14 protein-coding genes are annotated in these 18,896 nt (G+C 69.8%); 7 read left to right on the top strand and 7 right to left on the bottom strand.

The features are described from left to right. Positions 1-116: 116 nt before the first annotated feature. On the top strand, positions 117-518 hold the full coding sequence (locus JCM7685_RS16965; protein ID WP_074967042.1) for a hypothetical protein: 402 nt from the start codon (positions 117-119) through the stop codon (positions 516-518). Positions 519-1,060: 542 nt separating this feature from the next. On the opposite strand, the gene JCM7685_RS16960 is transcribed toward JCM7685_RS16965, so the two are convergent. The 7 genes from JCM7685_RS16960 to JCM7685_RS16930 all read right to left on the bottom strand — a co-directional run bounded on the left by JCM7685_RS16960 (position 1,061) and on the right by JCM7685_RS16930 (position 10,876). Next, positions 1,061-2,041: a Csu type fimbrial protein gene (locus JCM7685_RS16960; protein WP_074967044.1), complete on the bottom strand. Its 981-nt coding sequence runs from the start codon at positions 2,039-2,041 to the stop codon at positions 1,061-1,063. Beyond that, positions 2,038-4,440 (bottom strand): fimbria/pilus outer membrane usher protein, encoded by a 2,403-nt coding sequence (locus tag JCM7685_RS16955; RefSeq protein ID WP_074967045.1) that lies wholly within the window; start codon positions 4,438-4,440, stop codon positions 2,038-2,040. Before JCM7685_RS16955 ends, JCM7685_RS16960 begins: the two co-directional genes overlap by 4 nt. Then, positions 4,418-5,131, bottom strand: a complete 714-nt coding sequence (locus JCM7685_RS16950) for a fimbrial biogenesis chaperone (protein WP_074967047.1) — start codon at positions 5,129-5,131, stop codon at positions 4,418-4,420. Before JCM7685_RS16950 ends, JCM7685_RS16955 begins: the two co-directional genes overlap by 23 nt. A 13-nt stretch (positions 5,132-5,144) precedes the next feature. Then, entirely contained in the window at positions 5,145-5,636 is a 492-nt protein-coding gene (locus JCM7685_RS16945) for a Csu type fimbrial protein (RefSeq protein ID WP_083412653.1), read from the bottom strand. Positions 5,637-6,093: 457 nt separating this feature from the next. Further along, positions 6,094-7,146, bottom strand: a complete 1,053-nt coding sequence (locus tag JCM7685_RS16940; protein WP_074967082.1) for a 2,3-butanediol dehydrogenase — start codon at positions 7,144-7,146, stop codon at positions 6,094-6,096. 60 nt (positions 7,147-7,206) lie between these two features. Then, positions 7,207-9,006, bottom strand: a complete 1,800-nt coding sequence (locus JCM7685_RS16935) for an NAD(P)/FAD-dependent oxidoreductase (protein ID WP_074967048.1) — start codon at positions 9,004-9,006, stop codon at positions 7,207-7,209. A gap of 139 nt (positions 9,007-9,145) precedes the next feature. Then, complete coding sequence (locus JCM7685_RS16930) at positions 9,146-10,876, bottom strand: sigma-54-dependent Fis family transcriptional regulator (protein WP_074967050.1); 1,731 nt, start codon at positions 10,874-10,876, stop codon at positions 9,146-9,148. Between the two features lie 698 nt (positions 10,877-11,574). On the opposite strand from JCM7685_RS16930, the gene JCM7685_RS16925 reads away from it, so the two are divergent. The 6 genes from JCM7685_RS16925 (at position 11,575) to JCM7685_RS16900 (ending at position 18,819) form a co-directional block, all read left to right on the top strand. Further along, entirely contained in the window at positions 11,575-14,010 is a 2,436-nt protein-coding gene (locus tag JCM7685_RS16925; RefSeq protein ID WP_074967052.1) for a membrane-bound PQQ-dependent dehydrogenase, glucose/quinate/shikimate family, read from the top strand. 44 nt (positions 14,011-14,054) lie between these two features. Continuing rightward, positions 14,055-14,921 carry an ABC transporter permease gene (locus JCM7685_RS16920; RefSeq protein ID WP_083412655.1) on the top strand — a complete coding sequence of 289 codons (867 nt, stop codon included), beginning with the start codon at positions 14,055-14,057 and terminating at the stop codon, positions 14,919-14,921. A gap of 6 nt (positions 14,922-14,927) precedes the next feature. After that, complete coding sequence (locus JCM7685_RS16915; RefSeq protein WP_074967054.1) at positions 14,928-15,923, top strand: ABC transporter substrate-binding protein; 996 nt, start codon at positions 14,928-14,930, stop codon at positions 15,921-15,923. 1 nt (position 15,924) lies between these two features. After that, a complete protein-coding gene (locus JCM7685_RS16910) occupies positions 15,925-16,566 on the top strand; it encodes an ABC transporter ATP-binding protein (protein ID WP_074967056.1) in 642 nt (213 codons plus the stop codon). Between the two features lie 178 nt (positions 16,567-16,744). Continuing rightward, entirely contained in the window at positions 16,745-18,067 is a 1,323-nt protein-coding gene (locus JCM7685_RS16905) for an aspartate aminotransferase family protein (RefSeq protein ID WP_074967058.1), read from the top strand. Beyond that, positions 18,064-18,819 carry a BKACE family enzyme gene (locus JCM7685_RS16900; protein ID WP_100526171.1) on the top strand — a complete coding sequence of 252 codons (756 nt, stop codon included), beginning with the start codon at positions 18,064-18,066 and terminating at the stop codon, positions 18,817-18,819. The genes JCM7685_RS16905 and JCM7685_RS16900 overlap by 4 nt, the downstream gene beginning before the upstream one ends. Positions 18,820-18,896 lie beyond the last annotated feature (77 nt).

Here is an 18,896-nt window from a genome sequence, read left to right as displayed (position 1 = left end):
TCTTAGTTAAGCCGTTCAACGGGATTTGTCGGCTTGCGATCCGCGGGGCTTCGGCAAAGGTGTCGCGGTCGGGCGTGGTTTGGGATAGGCTGGGGCGGCAAGAAGGAGTCTTTCCGATGAACCGCATCCCGCTCGCCATCGCCTGCGCCGCCCTGGCCGGGCTGACCTCCTGCGGCACGCCGACCGAGCGCTGCGAGGCGCGCGTCTCGGCCGAACAGCGGAACGTCGCGCGGCTTCTGCAAGAGGTCGAGGCGAATATCGCCCGCGGTTATGCCTGGGAAACCAACGTGGCGGGCGACACCGGATTCCGCCTCTGTGCGGGCGGCTTCCGGGGCGGTTACGGTCGTTTGGGACTGGGCTATTCCAGCTGCTACGGCGGCCCCGAGACGGTGCGCAAGCAGGTGCCCATCGACCCCGCCGCGGAAATGCGCAAGCGCGAGGCCCTGCAAAAGCGCCTGGCCGCGCTGTCCTCGCAAGGGACATCGCAATGCATCGCGCGTGAAAGCGGAACGAGGTGAACCTGGGCGCAGGCTGCTTCAGCCCGCATGTCCGGCATTGAAGGGCACCGAGGATCGGCCCAACCGGGAGGCAGCCATTTCCCCGGCTCATCTGCGCCTTTGCGCGCGGATTCGACGCCGCGCGATGCGCTTTCAGGTCTCGTCCAGCATGACGGCTTTCTCTTGCCCAGTGTTGGAGGCCAGCCCCTTCATCATCCTGGCGAACACCCCCCCATACAAATGCTCTCGGGGTTCCTTTTCAGCAGCCTGTCGGAAATGAACCGCCACCATGACCTGACAGAAAGGCGGCCAATCGGCTGGAAAAAGCGTTTGCACAGTGTATCGCGGCGAGAAAGCCATCCTGGGTTCGGTGCCCCGAGCGACAGGCACTCCGGTCCAATTGAGCGGATTTTCAGGTTTCCAGCCCCGGCTCTACCACCGCACGGAGGTTTCAGGCGCTCAAGCTACGGCCGGCCGCGGGGCGAGCCGTGCCCGTTGAGTTGCCTGCCCCGGACCGACGGCGGAGGCTTCGCGCCTCGGCCCCATGCGAAGGCGCCGCGGTCTCAATAGGTCACGCTGACCACCACCGTATCGGAATAGGCGCCGGGCCTTGGGGTCGCCTGCGGCGGGACGCGGCCGTGGACGGTGAAGCTCTGCGCCGTGCCCGAGCCGGCCGAGGTCGTCGCCAGCCCATCGGCGAGCAGGCCCCAGCTCAGCGTCCGGCCGCTGTCGCGATACAGCTGATAGCCGATCCGGTCACCCGTCAGGTCCTGCATGTGCCGGTCGTTCACGCCGCTGCCATACAGGCCGTAGCCCAGGCCGACGTCGAAGCTGGACCCGGCCGTGCAGGTGACGCGGATCTGGCTGGTGGCATCCACCGGCCGGTCCAGCAGGCCGACGGTGCCGAAATCCAGGTCGTCCGCCTGCACCCGGCAATCGGGCACCACCTGCGCCCGCACGGTGAAGCTGAAGGTCGCCGTCCGGTCGGTGCAGAGCAGCAGGATGTTGCAGGTCCGGTAGTCCACCCGCACGTCCAGCGGGTTGCGCGAGAAGGCCGAGGCATAGTTGCCCGGGGCGACCGCATTCTGCCCGGCGGGCACCCGGGCATAGACGGGCACGTTCATGCCCGATCCGGTCAGCAGGTTCAGGATGCTGGACCCGGTCAGCCGCAGGTTCTGCCCGCCGTGGCCGCCGTAGCTGCCGCCGAAGACCACGCTGCGGGCGGCGTCCTGGTAAAGCTCGTAGCCGAGTCCGGTCGAGGTCCCGGCGCTGGTCATCCGCCGCAATCCGCCGCCGAGCCCGCCCGCCCCCTCGCCCAAATGGATGCGCATGTCGATCGAGGACAGAAGCCCCAGGAAGGCCGAGCAGCTGACGGCGATGTTGCCCACCGCGTCGGTCGGGCCGGTGCCCAGCACGTCCACCTGCCCCAGCACCACGTCGCTGGCGGTGAAGCTGCAGCTTTGCGCCCGCACCAGCCCCGCCGAGACGAGCAGGAACAGCAGCACGGCGGCGGGCAGGCGCAGCAGGCGCGCGGATCGGGTCACAGGCAGGGCACTCCTCGGATTTCGGTCAGGGTTCCGGGTTCGTCGGCATAGTCGAACCGCGCCGTGCAGGCGCGGCCGTCGGGATAGGAGACCAGGATCTCGTTGCGGTCCTTGAGATCCAGCGCGAAGACCTCGCCGTCGAAGCCGACGAGCAGCTCGTCGTCGATGCCGTTCAGCACCACCTTGCCGCCGACCTGCAGGGCCGCGCCATCGGGGCCGACCAGGGCGACCAGCGCCTCGCGCGCGCTGGCCTGAACGCCGAAATCGACCCGCGCGCCGGCGTGATGGGCGGGACGCACCGACTGTCTGGTGACCCCCACCGCCGCATCCAGCGGCAAGCCGGCCGGGTCGATCGAGACGCTGTTCGCCTCGTAGGCGCGCAGGTCGGGGACCAGGATCTTGCCCGAGCGGCCGGTGCGGCCGACGGGGCGGTTCTCGGCGCTGACCTCGACCCCGGGCGCACCGACGTCGACCACGGCGAAGGCGTCGTCGATGCGCCGCGACAGGAACACGCCGCCGCCCGCCGCGACCACCGAGCCGTCCAGCCGCAGGCCCAGGCCGCGACTGCCCTGCGAGACCCGGGCGGCAAGCTCGGCCCGGCCCAGCCGGCCCTCGCGCGCGGCACTGCCCTGCAAGGCCAAATGCTCGCCCCGGTCGGCTTGCAGGCGCCAGCTCCAGCCCGGCACGCGGTCCTTGCTACGGCCGCTGGCGGTGGCGTACTGGCGCCAGCCGGCGCGGCGGCGCTCGACCATCAGGCCGGCGTCGTGCCGCGCGCCCAGCGGGACATGCAGCTGCGCACCGATCATCCGGTCCGATTGCGTGCCGCGCTGTGCCAGGGCGGTCAGGGTCAGGCTGGCATCGCCCAGGACCTGCCGGTTGTAGGACAGGCCGATGCTGGTTTCCGTCCGCGCGTCGGCATGGCGCAGGTCGGACAGGAACAGGCTGGCGGCGCTGCCCCGGTCGGCCAGGGGCAGCGAAAAGGCCAGCTGCGCCAGATGCCGGGGAAACCCGGCCAGGTCCGGCTCGACCAGCTCGGGATCGGCGGTCAGCGCCGCGATGTCGGTGAAGCGGCCGCCGGTGCGGGTAAGCCGGCCCGAGACCTGCGCCCGCCCCAGCGCAATCTGGGTCGAGAAGTCCAGCAGGTGCCCCTCGCCCCAGTCGGCGCGGCTTCGGGCCATGCTCAGGCTGGCGGTGCCCAGATGCGCGATGCGGAAGGTGGCGCCCAGCCCCGCCATGGCCAGATCCTCGCCGCCCTCGGCATGGGCCATCAGGGTCAGCGCGTCGGTCAGACCATAGCGCAGCGTCGCCACGCCGAAGGTGCCCTCGGCATAGCGGTCGCTGTCCGAGCCGATGCCCAGCCGCGGCCGCCCCGCCGCCAGCGCGAAATCCGCCACGCCCCGGCGCAGCAGCTCGCCCGAGACCAGGAAAGGCAGGTCCATCTGCGTCTCGCGTCCGGTCACGTCGCGCACCACCACCCGCGCCATCCCCGAGCCCCCGGCCAGCGGCAGGTCGTCGATGCGGAACGGGCCGGCGGGGACGTCGGCGGCATAGGTGCGGATCGAATCGGCAAAGACCTCGACGGTCGAGGGCAAGGCGGCGCTGCCCTCGAATCCCGGCAGCGGCAGGGTGACCAAGTCGGGGCGCAGGCCGAAGTTGCGCTCGACCATCAGCCCGCCCAGCCGCACCGGCCGCGACCAGCCGGGCCCGCGCGTGGCGATGTCGCCCAGCTGCACCTGCACGGCGCGGCCGGGAAAGGAACTGCGCCAATAGGTGTCGAGCCGACGATAGCGCAGCACGTCCCTGTCGTCCTCGGCCAGGACGAAACCGTGGGTCAGCGTGCCCAGCGGCATGAACAGCCGGCTGTCGAAGCTGGCGCCCAGGCTGCGATCCGTCGCGCCGTCGGCGCCCTGCCAGCCGTCGAGCGTCACGCCATAATTCAGCACCAGCCCATAGCCGTGGTCGACCGCTGGAACCGCCTCGCCTTCCTCGGCCGCGGCAACGTTGTCCGGGGCGGCGTTCAGCACATGCGGCGCCAGCAATGCGTCGGGCACCACGAGGCGGATGGTCTGTTCGGGTTCGATCAGGCGCCACCCAAGCCCCGGGATCTGGTCCAGACGCACCTCGCCCCGCGCCGCCGCCGCATCGGGCAGCACACCGCTGTTGCGCAATTCCCCGGCATCGGCCGAAAGCGTGCCGTCGCCGAGGTCGGTGAAGCGGGTGATCAGGTTCATCGGCCGGCCGTTGACGAAGACCTCGAGATAGAGGTCCCGCCCCTCCTGCCGGCCGGCCTCCTGCTGCGCCGCCAGCGGGCCGGCCAGGGCGCCGCAGAACAGCAGCGCCAGCAGGCTGGGTATCGAGAAATGCCGCAGGCCCCGGCTACCTTGCCGGCACGCGGGCATCCAGCGCCCCGAAGTTGGTCGCCGCCTTCAGGCTGGCGCCGCCGCCCAGCCGCCCGGCGGGCGCGACCGGCCATTGCATGGTCGCCCCGCCCAGCACATAGCCCATCAGGCCGGGCCGCTTGACCGAGGCGCCGCTGGCGCCGCTGAGCCGCAGGTCGGCCAGCCGCAGGCGGGTGTCGCCGCGGTTCTGCCCGACCAGATAGGTCGCGCCGCCGGCATTGCGCAGCGACCAGGCGACCTCGGGGTTGCGGGCGCCGCGCGCGGTGAAGAAGACCGGGATGCGCAGCTCGGTCGCCAGCGCGACCGAACCGTTGCGGCGGCGGCCCTGATCGGGAACCTCGTTGATGACGACGCGATAGGCCTCCTCGCCCCTGACGGGCGATTTGGCGGTGCGGACCACGCGGATGGTCTGGGTGGCGCCGGGCGGCAGCCGGGTGGCCGGCGGGCTGATCACCACATCGCCGCTGCGGCGCAACTGCTCCTGCCCGCCGGACTGGGTCCAGCGGAAGCTGCGGGCCTGCACGGTGATGGGCTGACGCCCCTCGTTGCGCAGGGTCAGGGTGGCGGCGGCGCCGGGTGCGGGGATGTCCAGCGTGACCGGCGACACCCGCAACCCCTCGGCCACGGCCGCTCCCGGCAGGGCAAGCGCCACCGCTGCGGCCAGCAGGCCGCGACGAAACAGGTCGAACATGCTGAAGTCCCGCTCAGTAGGTGACGGTCACCGTCACGGTGTCGGTATAGGTCCCGGGCGCCGGCGTGGTCTGGGCCAGCACCCGGCCATAGACCGTGAAGGACTGCGCCGAGCCGGTGCCGGTCGAGGCAAGGGTGTCGGTGCCGACGGTGTCGCCCCAGTTCGTGGTGCGGCCGCTGTCGCGGAACAGCTGATAGCCGACCGTCGCGCCGGCCGCGGTCATCTGCCGCGTGGTGATGGTCGCGCCCGAGCCGGTGCCCTCGTCCAGGCCGATGTCATAGGGCGTCGAATTGGTGCAGGCGACCTGCAGCGTGGCCGTGGCATCGACGTCGCTGGTCAGCACGCCGGCATTGCCGAAGTCCAGCGTCTCGGTCGAGATGATCTGGCATTCCTCGGCAATGGTGATACGGACATCGAAATTGTCCGTCGCGGTCTGGGCATGGGCCGTCAAAGGCAACAAGAATGCAAACCCTGCCAGCGCGGGGCGAATTTTAGCTGTCATCATGATCGTTCTCGGGTTGGGTCGGGATATTCGGCGCGGTTATTTTGAACTTAACCGTTCAGTTTTGTTTTATCAACCAGGAGTTGTTGTCAATATGCATTTGAGAGGCGCCTTCTTTTGCCAGCCGGCAGAGCGTATCGGCGCCGGGTGACCGCGCTGATGCCTGACAAAGGCCGGCCGACGAGCGCGAAGCACTAATGCTGGACCAAAACGGCGGTCGGACCATGATACCGCCGCCGGCGGTATTGCCGATCCTCTGGACTCGTCATCGGACATCACGCTTTTGCGGCTGACATATCCATATTCACCATGAGTTGCGCAGGCGGGGCACGGAAGGCAGGCCTAAGCCCTCGGCCATCGCGGCATCATGCCCGCCGAAAAAGTCCGGCCGGCAGATCGGACTGCCGGCCGGTTCCAGGGCATTTGTTGATGCGGTTTGCCGGGATGCGCCCGCACGCTATTACTGCGGCGCCTCGACCAGGATCTTCACATGGGATTTCTCGGCCACCAGCGCCTCGAAACCCTCGGCCACGATGTCGTCCAGCGCGATGCGCTTGGTCACCAGCTGCTCGGCGTTGAAATAGCCTTGCGTCATCAACTCCATCACCGCCGGATAGACGTTGCGATAGGCGATGGTGCCCTGCAACTGCCGTTCCTTCAGCACGACGGTATTGGGATGGAAGGACGCCTCGCCCTCCCAGATCGAGACGATCAGCACCTGTCCCTCATGCCGGGTGGCGTCGATGCATTGCGGCAGCACGCGCGGCACGCCCGTCACCTCGAAGGCGACATGCACGCCGCCGGTCGCCTCGCGGATCGCGGCGACGGCATCGCCGGCCATGGGGTCGATGGCCGCGGTCGCGCCCAGGTCCAGCGCCCTTTGCCGCCGCACCTCGGAGGGCTCGACGACATGGATTTGGGCCGCGCCGGCGACGCGCAGCGCCTCGACCACCAGCAGGCCGATGGGGCCGGCGCCGAAGACCGCCGCGCTGTCGCCGGCCTTGATCTTCGACAGGCGGACGGCGTGCAGCGCCACCGCCGCCGGCTCGACCAGGGCGCCCTGCTCCATCGACAGGCCCTCGGGGATCTTGTGCACCATGCGGGCGGGCACCACCGAATAGCCCGCGAATCCCCCATGGCCACCCGACAGGCCGACGAAGCCCAGCTTGTCGCACAGGTTGTATTTGCCCTCGTGGCAGGCCGGGCAGGTGCCGCAGGCGAAGATCGGCTCGATGGCCACGCGGTCGCCGACGGCAAGGCCGGTGACGCCCTGCCCCAGTTCGGTGATGGTGCCGCAATATTCGTGGCCCATGGTGATCGGCGCCTGGTCGTGGCTCAGCGGATGGTCCTGCCCGACCGGCACGAAGATCGGCCCGGCCAGGTATTCGTGCAGGTCGCTGCCGCAGATCCCGGTCCAGGCGACCTTGACCTTGACCTCGCCCGGCCCGGCCTGGGGTTCGGGGACGTCCTCGACGCGAATGTCCCGGGCGCCGTGCCAACGTGCTGCTTTCATCTGCATTTCTCCGATTCTGGATGAAAAGGCCCGGCCGCGAGCCGGCCGGGCCAAGGGGCGTCAGGACAGGTGATGCACCTCTTGCAGGCCGTAGACGGGGGTGTCCAAGCCCTCCAGCCGCGCCTTCAGCTGCAGCGCCAGATACAGCGAATAATGCCGCGACTGGTGCAGGTTGCCGCCGTGGAACCACAAGTTCTGCGCTTGCGTCGGCTTCCACATGTTGCGCTGCTCGCCCTCCCAGGGCCCCGGGTCCTTGGTGGTGGCCGAGCCGAGGCCCCAGACCTTGCCCACCCTGTCGGCGACCTCCTGGCTGATCAGGTCGGCCGCCCAGCCGTTCATCGAGCCGAAGCCGGTGGCCAGCACCACCAGGTCCGCCGGCAGGCGGGTGCCGTCGGTCAGCACCACGGCGTCCGCCTCGAAGTGATCGACCTGGCCCGAGACCAGCTTGACCTCGCCGTCGATGATCAGCTGGCTCGCGCCCACGTCGATGTAATAGCCCGAGCCGCGGCGCAGGTATTTCATGAACAGGCCCGAGCCGTCGTCGCCCCAGTCGAGCTGGAAGCCGGCCTTTTCCAGCCCGGCATAGAATTCGGCGTCGCGTTCCCGCATCTTGTCGTAAAGCGGGATCTGGAACTCGTGCATGATCTTGTAGGGCAGCGAGGCGAAGATCATGTCGGCCTTTTCGGTCGTCACCCCGTTCGCCACCGCCTCCTCGGAATAAAGCGCGCCGAGACCAATCTCCATCAGGCTGTCCGAGCGCACGATATGAGTCGAAGAGCGCTGGACCATGGTCACGTCCGCGTCCGCCTCCCACAGCGCCGCGCAGATGTCATGGGCCGAGTTGTTCGAGCCGATGACAACGACCTTTTTCCCCGTCCATTCGTCCGGGCCCTTGTGCTGCGAGGAATGCTGGATCGTGCCCTTGAAGCTTTCCATACCCGGGAATTTCGGCATGTTCGGCTTGCCCGACATGCCGGTCGCCAGCACCAGCTGCGTCGGGCGCAGCACGACCTTTTCGCCGTCTCGGTCCACCTCGACGGTCCAGGTGCCCGAGGCCTCGTCGAAGGCGGCGCGCTCGACGGTCGAGCGGGTCCAGTAGTTCAGCTCCATGACCTTGGTATACATTTCCAGCCAGTCGCCCACCTTGTCCTTGGGCGTGAACACCGGCCAGTTGTCGGGAAACTTGATATAGGGCAGGTGGTCGTACCAGATCGGGTCGTGCAGGCACAAAGACTTGTAGCGGCTGCGCCATTGGTCGCCGGGGCGGTCGTGCTTGTCCAGTATGATGGTCGGCACGCCCAGTTGCCGTAGCCGCGCCCCCAGCGCGATGCCGCCCTGGCCGCCGCCGACGATCACCGTATAGGGCTGGGTGTCGTAGCCCAGCGAAGCCGCCTCGGTCTCGCGGCGTTCCTTCCAGGTGGTGCGGTTCTTCTTCGCGCCATGTTCGGCGCCCATCGGGCGGCGCTTGCCGCGGTTTTCCTCGAAGCCCTTCAGCTCTTGCAGGGCGGTGAGCAGGGTCCAGATCCGGTCCTCCTTCAGCCGGATCAGGCCCCAGCCGCGCCCGGCGGCGGTCTCGAAGGTGATCCAGGCGGTGATGACGCCGCCCTCCTCGGCGGGGATCTCTCCGGGCTGGAGTTGGAAATTGCCGGGGCGGGTCTGGGCCAGCTGCCGGTCCAGCATGTCGGCGACGCCGGCCGGGCCCTCGACGGTCTTCAGGTTCCAGCTGACGGCCACCAGGTCGCGCCAATAGCTGTCGGCGGCAAAAAGCCTGGCGGCGGCGTCCACGTCACTCTGTTCGAGCGCGGTATTGAGCTGGTCCAGCACCGCCTGCGTGCGGCTCGTGACGGTAGAATCGAGCATCGCGTCTCCTCCTCTGCGCGTTGTTCGAGGGGGAGTATCGCGGGCGCCTGCCCTTCCGATCCATCGCGGCATGCGCGCGGCGGCCGGAAAAACGAGTGCTGCGGTGCAGCGTGTTGCAGGCGCAACGGCGCGCAACGGCTCAGGCCGGGGGCTGCAACCCTGCATTGCGCAGCCGGCGCAGGACGGTCGAGCGGTTCACGCCCAGCCGGCGCGCGGCGCGGGCCATGTTCCAGCCGCAGGCCTCCATGACCTGCTCCAGCGTCTCGCCGGGGCCCAGCGGCTCGGCCGCGCGATCCACGGGCGGCGGCAGGTCCGGCAGGTCGATGACGCGCCCCTCGCACAGCGCGATGGCCACGTCCAGCACCTGTTCCAGCTCGCGCAGGTTGCCGGGCCAGCGGCGCCCCAGCAGCGCGGCCCGGGCCGAGGGCGACAGGCGCATGTCCTCGGGCGTGCGCCGGCGCAGGATCCGGTCCAGCAGCCAGCCGATGTCCTGGCGCTGGCGCAGCGGCGGCAGGTCCAGCACCGCGCCGGCCAGGCGGTGGAACAGCGGACGCGGCAGGTCCAGCACACCGGGCACCGCGCAGGTGGTCGAAAGCGGACGCAAGACATCGCAGCGGTCCAGCAGGGCGACCAGCGCCGGCGCGGTCTCGGCCGGCAGATCCTCGATCCGGCGCAGCAGCAGCGTCGTCGGGCCGCCGATCTCGCCGCAGGCCTGCCGCACCGCCTGGGCGGTCAGCCCGGCACAGTCCAGCGCCAGGAAGCCGCCTGCGGATCCGGCCATGTGGATCGCCCGCGCCAGCTTGGTCTTGCCGGTCCCGGTCTCGCCTGCGATCAGCAGCGGCACCGAGGTCGGCGCCAGCCTGGCCGCCTGGGCCAGCAGCCGCGTCATCGCCGGATCGCCGCCCGAGAGCCCGGCCAGCGGCCCGCCGCGCCGGTCGCCGCGCAAGGGCGCGCGCGGAGCCTGCGGCGCGATGGCATGGCCGAACAGCGCGCCGCCGTCGCGCATCTCGACGATGCGCTCCTCGGTCGGGCGGTCGCGCATCAGGTCGGGCAGATCGTCGACGGTCAGGCCCAGCACCTCGTCGATGCGGCGGCCGATCACCTCGCCCCCGTCCGGGAACAGCCGCGCCGCCCCGCGGGTATAGCCCAGCACCCGCCCCGACCCGTCCAGCCGCACCGCGGCCTCGGGATCGACGTCGAGGAATTCGGGACTGTCCGAAAGGCGCAGCACCCAGTCGCGGCGGCTTTCGGCCATCAGGTTCGCCATCTCGACCCGCCTTGCGGCATTGGTCACCAGGCTCATGGCCAGGTTCTGGCTGCGCTTCGGCGTGGGCGAGCGCAGCAGCGAGATGTCCAGAATCGCCGCCAGCCCGCCCAGGCTGTCGAAGATCGGCGCCGCCGTGCAGCTGAGCGGGGTATGGGCATTGCCGAAATGGTCGTCCTGATGGACGGTCACCGGCTGTTTCGTGACGATGCAGGCGCCGACGCCGCAGGTGCCGGCCAGATCCTCGGACCAGTTCGACCCCAGATACAGCCCCGCCGTCCGCAAGTCGTCGAGGAACAGATCGTCGCCGAAGAAGTCGACGCAGACGCCCTTGGCGTCGGTCAGCAGCAGCACATAGTTCTGCCCGGCGATCTGCCGGAACAGGCTTTGCAGGCTCGAGCGTGCCGCTCCGATCATCCGCTCCGCCTGCTTGCGATGGTCCCGCAATTCGGTCTCGGTGACGATATGGGCCGGGTCGCGGCGCATCGGGTCCATGCCGTAAAGCTCGACGCAGCGCCGCCAGGACGCCGAGACGAACCCGTCCCGCCCGGTCTGGGTGCCGCCCAGCACCCGCTCGATCTCTTCGACGTGCCGACGATCGCTCATGCCGCCTCCTTGCGCGCCAGATTATCACGGCGGCCGCGCCCTGAGAACGCCCATGGCGGATCTGGCGCTGCCCGAGGCCCTTTGGCGGTGCGCCGGCCGGGTTGCAAGGCGTGCACGCCGCTCGTGCGCGGGCATCGACCCTCGTCCCCGCGGTCAAGGGGCAGCAGGCATGCCCTTCATGGTCTTGGCGTCACCGTTCAGGCAATCATGCTCCCGCGCAGTCTCCATTTCCCGCCCGTGGCCTTTTCATGCACGCCTCCTGATCCTCGAACCGCTATGCGTTGAAGCCGCGTCCCGTGCCTTGACCGCCGCCGCTGGCCATGGAGCCGCCATGCCGCTGGCCATGCTGCGTGTCAGGCGGACCCGTCTTTCGCAACCGTGCGCCCTTCTTCCGATCTGCTTCAGCCGGCTTTCGGGCTCGGCTCCGCGACGATCCCTTTCGCCGAAACCGGTCGCTGCCTGCGGCAGAACGGCCCGCATGTCGCCAGCATCGGAGGCCCCTGCCGCGCGACGCGCAACCGGCTTCCAGCACCCTGGCCCAGGCGGGGCCGGTGTCAGTGCCGCAGCCGGCGCGTGCCGGCCCTGATGTTTTTCGAGGTTTTGACCTCCGGCCTTGCACAGGTATAGTCCGACGGCCAGCTTCGGATTCATCGAACGCGGCGGCCAGCGTCAAACGTCCATTTCAAGGCAGAGCATTCATGACATTCACAACGCAGCCCATTCCGTCCGTCGCCCGGGCGTGGCTCTGGCTTCTCGGCGCCGTCCTGCTGGCCGCAGGTCTGTTCTTCGTCGTCGGCGGCGGCAGGCTGCTGTCGCTGGGCGGCAGCTGGTATTTCGTGATCGCCGGCATCGTGCTGATGCTGTCGGCGATCCAGATCTTCCGCGCCCGCCCGGCCGGGGCCTGGCTTTACCTGGCGGCTTTCGCGGGCACCATCCTGTGGGCGCTGTTCGAGGTGGGGCTGGACTACTGGGGCCTGGTGTCGCGCCTGCTGGCGATGACCTTCGGCGCGGCTGTCGTGACCGCTTCGCTGCCGATCCTGAACCGGGCCGCCGGGCGCGCGGCACGGCCAGCGCCGCCGCTGGTCGCGGCGCTGGTGCTGCTGGCGGCAGGCGCCGCCGGCTTCGGCTCGATGTTCCGCATCCATCCCGAGGTCGCGGCCGCCGCTCCGGCCGCGCAGCCCGTGGCGGTGGCGCCGGACGCCCCCGCCGACTGGGCGCATTACGGCAACGGCACCGCCAACACCCGCTTCGCCGCGCTGGATCAGATCACCCCCGCGAACATCGACAGGCTCGAGGTCGCCTGGACCTATCGGACGGGCGACGTGCCGCTCTCGACCGGCTCGGGGGCCGAGGACCAGTCGACGCCGCTGCAGGTGGGCGACAAGCTGTTCCTCTGCACGCCCAAGAACAACGTCATCGCGCTGGATGCCGACACCGGGGCCGAGATCTGGCGCCGCGACATCAACGCCAATGTCGGCGGCGTCTGGGAACGCTGCCGGGGTCTGGCCTATTTCGACGCTGCCGCGCCGCTGGAACAGCCGACCGCGCCGGGCGCGACCCCGGTGCCCGTGGCGACCCTGCCCGAGGGCGCGGGTTGCCAGCGCCGCATCATCATGAACTCGATCGACGCGCGGCTCTTCGCCATCGACGCCGACACCGGCGCGCTGTGCGAAGGCTTCGGCAAGGGCGGCGCGGTCGACCTCAAGGAAGGCATCGGCGATGTCGCGAATATCGCCTATTACACGCTGACCTCGGCCCCGACCGTCGCCGGGACAACCGTGGTGATCGGCGGCCGCGTCGCCGACAACGTGCAGGTGGACATGCCGGGCGGCGTGATCCGGGGCTTCGACGTCATCACCGGCGCGCAGCGTTGGGCCTTCGACACCGGCTCGGCCACGCCGAATCGCGAATTGCAGCCGGGCGAGACCTATACCCGGTCCTCGGCCAACGTCTGGGCGGGCTCGACCTACGACCCGGCCTCGAACACGGTCTTCCTGCCGCTGGGCTCGCCCTCGGTCGATCTCTACGGCGCCACCCGGACCGAGGAGGACCACCGCTACGGCGCCTCGATCATGGCGCTGGACGCCACCACTGGCCGGCTGAAATGGGACTACCAAACGGTCCACAACGACCTGTGGGACTTCGACCTGCCGATGGCGCCGACGCTGATCGACTTCTCGGCCGAAGGCGGCGCGCGCGTGCCGGCGCTGGTGATCGCCACCAAGGCCGGGCAGATCTACGTGCTCGACCGCCAGACCGGCAAGCCGCTGACCGAGGTGCAGGAGATCCCCGTCAAGCCCGCGACCATCCCCGACGAGCCCTATGCGCTGACCCAGCCCCTGTCGGTCGGCATGCCGCAGATCGGCACCCGGACGCTGACCGAGGCCGACATGTGGGGCGCCACCCCCTTCGACCAGCTCATCTGCCGCATCGGCTTCAAGTCGATGCGCTACGAGGGGCTCTACACTGCGCCGGATACCGACCTGTCGCTGGCCTTCCCGGGTTCTCTGGGTGGCATGAACTGGGGCGGGGTATCGGTCGATCCGAACAACGACCTGCTGTTCGTCAACGACATGCGGCTGGGTCTGTGGGTGCAGATGGTGCCGCAACAGGCCGAAGCCGCGCTGTCCGACGGCGGCGAATCGCCCAATGTCGGCATGGGCCAGGTTCCGCTGGGCGGCACGCCCTATGCGGTGGTCAAGAACCGCTTTCTGTCGCCGCTGGGCATTCCCTGCCAGAAGCCGCCCTATGGCACGCTGACGGCGGTGGACCTGAAGACGCGAAGCGTCGCCTGGCAGGTGCCGGTCGGCACGGTTCGGGATACCGGCCCGCTGGGCATCAAGATGCGCCTGCCGATCCCGGTCGGCCTGCCCACGCTGGGCGGCACGCTGGCGACGCAGGGCGGGCTGGTGTTCATGGCCGGGACGCAGGACTATTACCTGCGGGCCTGGGACGCCGCCACCGGCCAGGAGATCTGGAAGTCCCGCCTGCCCGTCGGCAGCCAGGGCGGCCCGATGAGCTATCGCTCGCCCAAGACCGGCCGGCAATATGTCGTGATCTCGGCCGGCGGTGCGCGGCAGTCGATGGACCGGGGCGATTACGTCATCGCCTACGCCCTGCCCGAGACGAACTGAGCGTCGCCGCCCCCGTCGCGGGGCGGCCCACCGCGAGGCCCGCCATGTCCCCACCCGAAGAACCGCCCCGGCTGCCGCAGCGCCTGCGGGCCGAGGCGCTGGACCTGGTCCGGGGCGTCGCCGAGGCGCTGCGCTGGCTCGGCCGCCGCCCGACGCATGTCTGGCTGCGGCTCTTGGTGCTGCTCCTGGTCCTCGGGCTGTGGTCCTGGGGCGCAGAGGTGCTGCCGCGCGGCTTCTTCGCCTCGCCCTCCGAGACGCTGCAGGCCTTCGGCGAGATGCTGCACGACTACCGCAACGACTACGGCCGCGCGCTTGGCGATACGCTGGCGGTGTTTCTGGGCGGGCTGGCGCTGGCGGCGCTGATCGGCATCCCGGCGGGCCTGCTGCTGGGGGCGGTGCCGCTGCTGGGGCGCAGCCTGAACCCCTATCTGAACGCGCTGGCGGCGGTGCCGCTGATCGCGCTGATGCCGCTGGCGATCCTGTGGCTGGGGCTGGGGCCGGGTGCCAAGCTGGCGATGGTGGCGCTTGGCGCGGTGATGCCGATCCTGATCAACAGCTATACCGGCATGCGCGGCACCGATCCCGCGCTGGTCGAGATGGCCCGCGCCCATGGCGTCGGATCCTGGCGGCGGCTGATCCGCATCGCCCTGCCCTCGGCCCTGCATCCGGTCATGGCCGGGCTGCGGCTCGGGGCCGCGACGGGTCTGGTGACGGCGGTGATCGCCGATATCTATATGTCGATGACCGGGCTGGGCGCGCTGCTGATCTCTTACGGCAACAGCTTCCGCATGGGGCCTTACCTGGTCGTCGTGCTGACGCTGGCCGGCATCGGCATCGGCACCACCGGCCTGCTGGCGCTGGCCGAACTGCTTCTGACCCCGCGCCCGGCCCGCCGGCGCCTGTTTCCCTGAGGTCCCATGCTGCGCATCCTCGCCCTTCTCGCCCTGCTGGCCGGCGCCGCCGCGGCCGATCCCTTTCGCATTATCGTCACCGACCTGGAAACGCCGCTGGTGCCGAACGCGGTCCTGAACCTTGCCGCGCAAGAGGACTATTTCGACCGCGCCGGGGTCGAGGTCGAACTGGTCCATGTCCGCCAGACGCCCATGGCGGTCGCCGCCCTGCAGGCCGGCCAGGGCGAGATGGCGAATATCTCGGTCGAGGCGCTGCTGTCGCTGCATGCCGAGGGCGCGAACGACATCGTCGCGGTGCATTCCTCGGACAAGGCGCTGCCCTTCGTGATCGCGGCGCGCAAGGGGGTGACGCTGGGGACCATGGCCGGGACGCGCTTCGGCATCGGCCAGCCGGGCAGCCTGGACCAGACGCTGTCCGCCGCGGTGCTGGGCGCGAAAGGCGTCAGCCTGGGCGCGCTGGTGCAGGTGCCGCTGGGCCAGCCCGCCGTGCGCGGCCAGGCGCTGATGGCGGGACGGATCGACGCCACCACCCTGTCGATCGGCAGCTACCTGTCGCTGCCCGACCGCGACGGGCTGCAGCTGCTGGTCGGGGTCGAGGATTATTTCAGGGCGGCCGCCGTGGTCTCCAAGGTCAACGTGGTGGCGCGGGCGACCCTGGCCGGGCGCGCGCAGGATCTCGACCGGGTGCTGGAGGCACTGACGCTGGCCGCGCGCGACTATGCCGGCGATCCGGCGCTGTGGGTGGCGGCGATGGAACGCGCCCGCCCGGACGTCGCGCCCGCCACCCTGACCGAGCTTGCCGGCTATTACCGCGCAAGCTGGACCGTGAACGGCGGGCTGCAACGCGACGAGCTGCTGCATGCCCAGACCTGGTATTCCCACGGGATGGAGCGGAACACCCGCTGGATCGTCGATCCCGCCAAATGGATGGATTTCGCGCCGATGGACCGGGTGCTGGCGCGGATCGGGGTCTCGGACCTCGGCGATCCGGTCTCGCGCTGAAATGGCCGGACCGCTGCTACAGGTCGAGGACCTGCGCCACCGCTACGCCGGCGGCCCCGAGGTGCTGCGCGGCCTGTCCTTCGCGCTGGAAGCGGGGCGGATCTGCGTCGTGCTTGGCCCCTCGGGCTGCGGCAAGACCACGCTTCTGCGCCTGGTGGCGGGGCTGATGGCGCCCACCGCCGGGCGGGTGCTGGTGGACGGCCGACCGCCGCGCCCGGGCCGCGATACCGCGATGATCTTTCAGCAGCCGCGGCTGCTGCCCTGGCACACGGTGGCGCAGAACCTTGCCTTGGTGCTGCCGCGGCGGGGTCGTGCCGACCGCATCGCCGCGCTGTTGTCCCGCGTCGGGCTGTCCGATACCGCAGACCTCTATCCCGAGGAGCTTTCTTCGGGGATGCAGCAGCGCATCGCCCTGGTCCGCAGCCTGGCGGTCCCCGCGCCGCTACTGCTGATGGACGAACCCTTCGCCAATCTGGACGACGCCGCGCGGGCGCGGATGCAGCACGAAGTGCGCCGGGCCGTCGCGACCGAGCCGCGGCGCGGCGTCCTGTTCGTGACCCATTCGACCGCCGAGGCCGAGGCGCTCGCCGACGAGGTGATCCGCCTGGGAACGCCCCCGGCCGGATCATCGCAACAGGGCTGACGGCGGAAGAGGCCGCCGGCCCTTCCGTTGAAGCGGCCACTTCACGAGCCCTCCCCCGGATGCCTCGCCTCAATGAGACAATCGTATCTCCATGCGATTCAAAGAACCATTTGTTGCAATTCTTCGTGGGAATGCTATTTCTTCCTGAGCACGGCACCGCATTCACCAGGAACGCACCATGACCCGCATTCTTCATCGCAGCATCGGCCCCGACTTGCCCCGAGCGGTTTCGGGCCAGGGCGTTTATATCACCGACGCCGCCGGCCGGCGCTATATCGACGGCTCGGGCGGCGCCGCGGTGACCAGCATCGGCCATGGCAATGCCGAGGTGCTGGAGGCAATGCGCGCGCAGATGGATCGCATCGCCTATGCCCATACCTCGTTCTTCACCACCGATGCGGCGGAAAGCCTGGCCGACCGGCTGGTCGAGCTGGCGCCCGAGGGGCTGGACTACGTCTATCTGGTCTCGGGCGGCTCTGAGGCGGTCGAGGCGGCGCTGAAGATGGCGCGGCAGTATTGCGTCGAGATCGGCCAGCCGCAGCGCCGCCACATCATCGCCCGGCGGCAAAGCTATCACGGCAATACCATCGGCGCGCTGGCGACCGGCGGCAATGCCTGGCGGCGGGCGCAGTTCCAGCCGATCCTGCCGGAAACGCATCATGTCTCGCCCTGCTACGCCTGGCGCGACCAGCGCCCGGACGAGACCGCGCAGGATTACGCCGCGCGGCTGGCGCAGGAGCTCGAGGACAAGATCCTCGAACTCGGCGCGGACCAGGTCATCGCCTTCGTGGCCGAGCCGGTGGTCGGCGCGACCCTGGGCGCGGTGCCGGCGGTCGAGGGCTATTTCCGCCGCATCCGCGAGGTCTGCGACCGATACGGCGTGCTGCTGATCCTGGACGAGGTGATGTGCGGCATGGGCCGCACCGGCACCATCTTCGCCCATGAGCAGGAGGGGGTCGTTCCCGACATCGTCACCGTCGCCAAGGGGCTGGGCGGCGGCTACCAGCCCATCGGCGCGGTGCTGCTGTCGGCAAAGATCTACGACGCCTTCCGCGACGGCTCGGGGCTGTTCCAGCACGGCCACACCTATATCGGCCACCCGGTCGCCGCCGCCGCCGCCGGCAAGGTGGTCGAGATCATGACCCGGCCCGGCATGATGGACAACGTGCAGGCCATGGGCCTGCGCCTGCGCGAGGGCCTGAAGGCCGCGCTCGGCGAGCATCCGAACATCGGCGACATCCGGGGGCGCGGGCTGTTCTGCGGCGTCGAGCTGGTCGCCGACCGCGACAGCAAGCAGCCGCTGGATCCCGGGCTGAAAACCCACGCAAAAATCAAGCGCGAGGCGATGGCGCGCGGCCTGATGTGCTATCCGATGGGCGGCACCATCGACGGCATCCGCGGCGACCATGTCCTGCTGGCGCCGCCCTATATCATCCAGCCGGACGAGGTCGACCAGATCGTCGACCGTCTCGCCGCCGCGATCCGCGCGGCGGTCGGCTGATGCGCCTGCCCCGGATCATGCTGGCCCCGAACGGGGCGCGCCGGACCAAGGCCGACCACCCGCGCCTGCCGATGACCGTCGCCGAACTGATCGAGGAAACCCGGATGGCGGTCGCGGCCGGGGCGGACGGGCTGCATGCCCATGTCCGCGACGCCGAAGGCCGGCACAGCCTCGACGCCGGGCTCTATCGCGAATTGCTGGCCGAGACCGACCGCGCCTTTCCGGGCCTTTTCGTCCAGGTCACCACCGAGTCGGCCGGCATCTATCCGGCCGCGCGGCAGCGGGCGCTGGTTCGCGACCTGAAGCCGCGCCACGTCTCGATCGCCCTGCGCGAAATGCTTGCAGACGGCGAGACCGGGCAGACCGCCGATCTGTTCGCCTTCTGCGCGGACGAAGGGATCGACGTCCAGCATATCCTGTATGACGAGAACGACTGCCGCGACTTCCTGCGTCTGCGCGACCAGGGCGTCGTCCCTGGGGGGCCCGCGCAGGTCCTTCACGTGCTGGGCCGCTATTCCGAAGCCCAGGTCTCGGACCCTGCCGAGGTCCCGCGCCGGGCGGCGATGCTTGCGGGTCAGGCCCTGGACTGGGGCCTGTGCGCTTTCGGCCGGAACGAGACCGCATGCCTGCTGGAGACGCTTCGCCAGGGCGGCAAGGCAAGGATCGGATTCGAGAACAACCTCCAGCAGCCGGACGGAAGCATTGCCGAAAGCAATGCCGCACGGGTGCGGGACCTGGCGGCGCGCCTCTAGCAGGTTGTCGAAAACCGGCGTGCGAGGACAGGGCCTGGGGCTCCAGCCCCATTGATGGCCGTAGCAAGTCGGCACGG

The sequence above is a fragment of the Paracoccus aminovorans genome (assembly GCF_900005615.1).
In the GTDB taxonomy this organism is placed as follows: domain Bacteria; phylum Pseudomonadota; class Alphaproteobacteria; order Rhodobacterales; family Rhodobacteraceae; genus Paracoccus; species Paracoccus aminovorans.
Note: the sequence above shows the minus strand (reverse complement) of the source record. Positions and strands in the feature narration are given on the sequence as shown.

Excerpts from the sequence above, each read along its gene's own strand:
- JCM7685_RS16965 (WP_074967042.1), top strand. The coding sequence starts at position 117 with ATGAACCGCATCCCGCTCGCCATCGCCTGCGCCGCCCTGGCCGGGCTG.
- JCM7685_RS16955 (WP_074967045.1), bottom strand. The coding sequence starts at position 4,440 with ATGCCCGCGTGCCGGCAAGGTAGCCGGGGCCTGCGGCATTTCTCGATA.
- JCM7685_RS16950 (WP_074967047.1), bottom strand. The coding sequence starts at position 5,131 with ATGTTCGACCTGTTTCGTCGCGGCCTGCTGGCCGCAGCGGTGGCGCTT.
- JCM7685_RS16945 (WP_083412653.1), bottom strand. The coding sequence starts at position 5,636 with ATGATGACAGCTAAAATTCGCCCCGCGCTGGCAGGGTTTGCATTCTTG.
- JCM7685_RS16940 (WP_074967082.1), bottom strand. The coding sequence starts at position 7,146 with ATGAAAGCAGCACGTTGGCACGGCGCCCGGGACATTCGCGTCGAGGAC.
- JCM7685_RS16935 (WP_074967048.1), bottom strand. The coding sequence starts at position 9,006 with ATGCTCGATTCTACCGTCACGAGCCGCACGCAGGCGGTGCTGGACCAG.
- JCM7685_RS16930 (WP_074967050.1), bottom strand. The coding sequence starts at position 10,876 with ATGAGCGATCGTCGGCACGTCGAAGAGATCGAGCGGGTGCTGGGCGGC.
- JCM7685_RS16925 (WP_074967052.1), top strand. The coding sequence starts at position 11,575 with ATGACATTCACAACGCAGCCCATTCCGTCCGTCGCCCGGGCGTGGCTC.
- JCM7685_RS16920 (WP_083412655.1), top strand. The coding sequence starts at position 14,055 with ATGTCCCCACCCGAAGAACCGCCCCGGCTGCCGCAGCGCCTGCGGGCC.
- JCM7685_RS16915 (WP_074967054.1), top strand. The coding sequence starts at position 14,928 with ATGCTGCGCATCCTCGCCCTTCTCGCCCTGCTGGCCGGCGCCGCCGCG.
- JCM7685_RS16910 (WP_074967056.1), top strand. The coding sequence starts at position 15,925 with ATGGCCGGACCGCTGCTACAGGTCGAGGACCTGCGCCACCGCTACGCC.
- JCM7685_RS16905 (WP_074967058.1), top strand. The coding sequence starts at position 16,745 with ATGACCCGCATTCTTCATCGCAGCATCGGCCCCGACTTGCCCCGAGCG.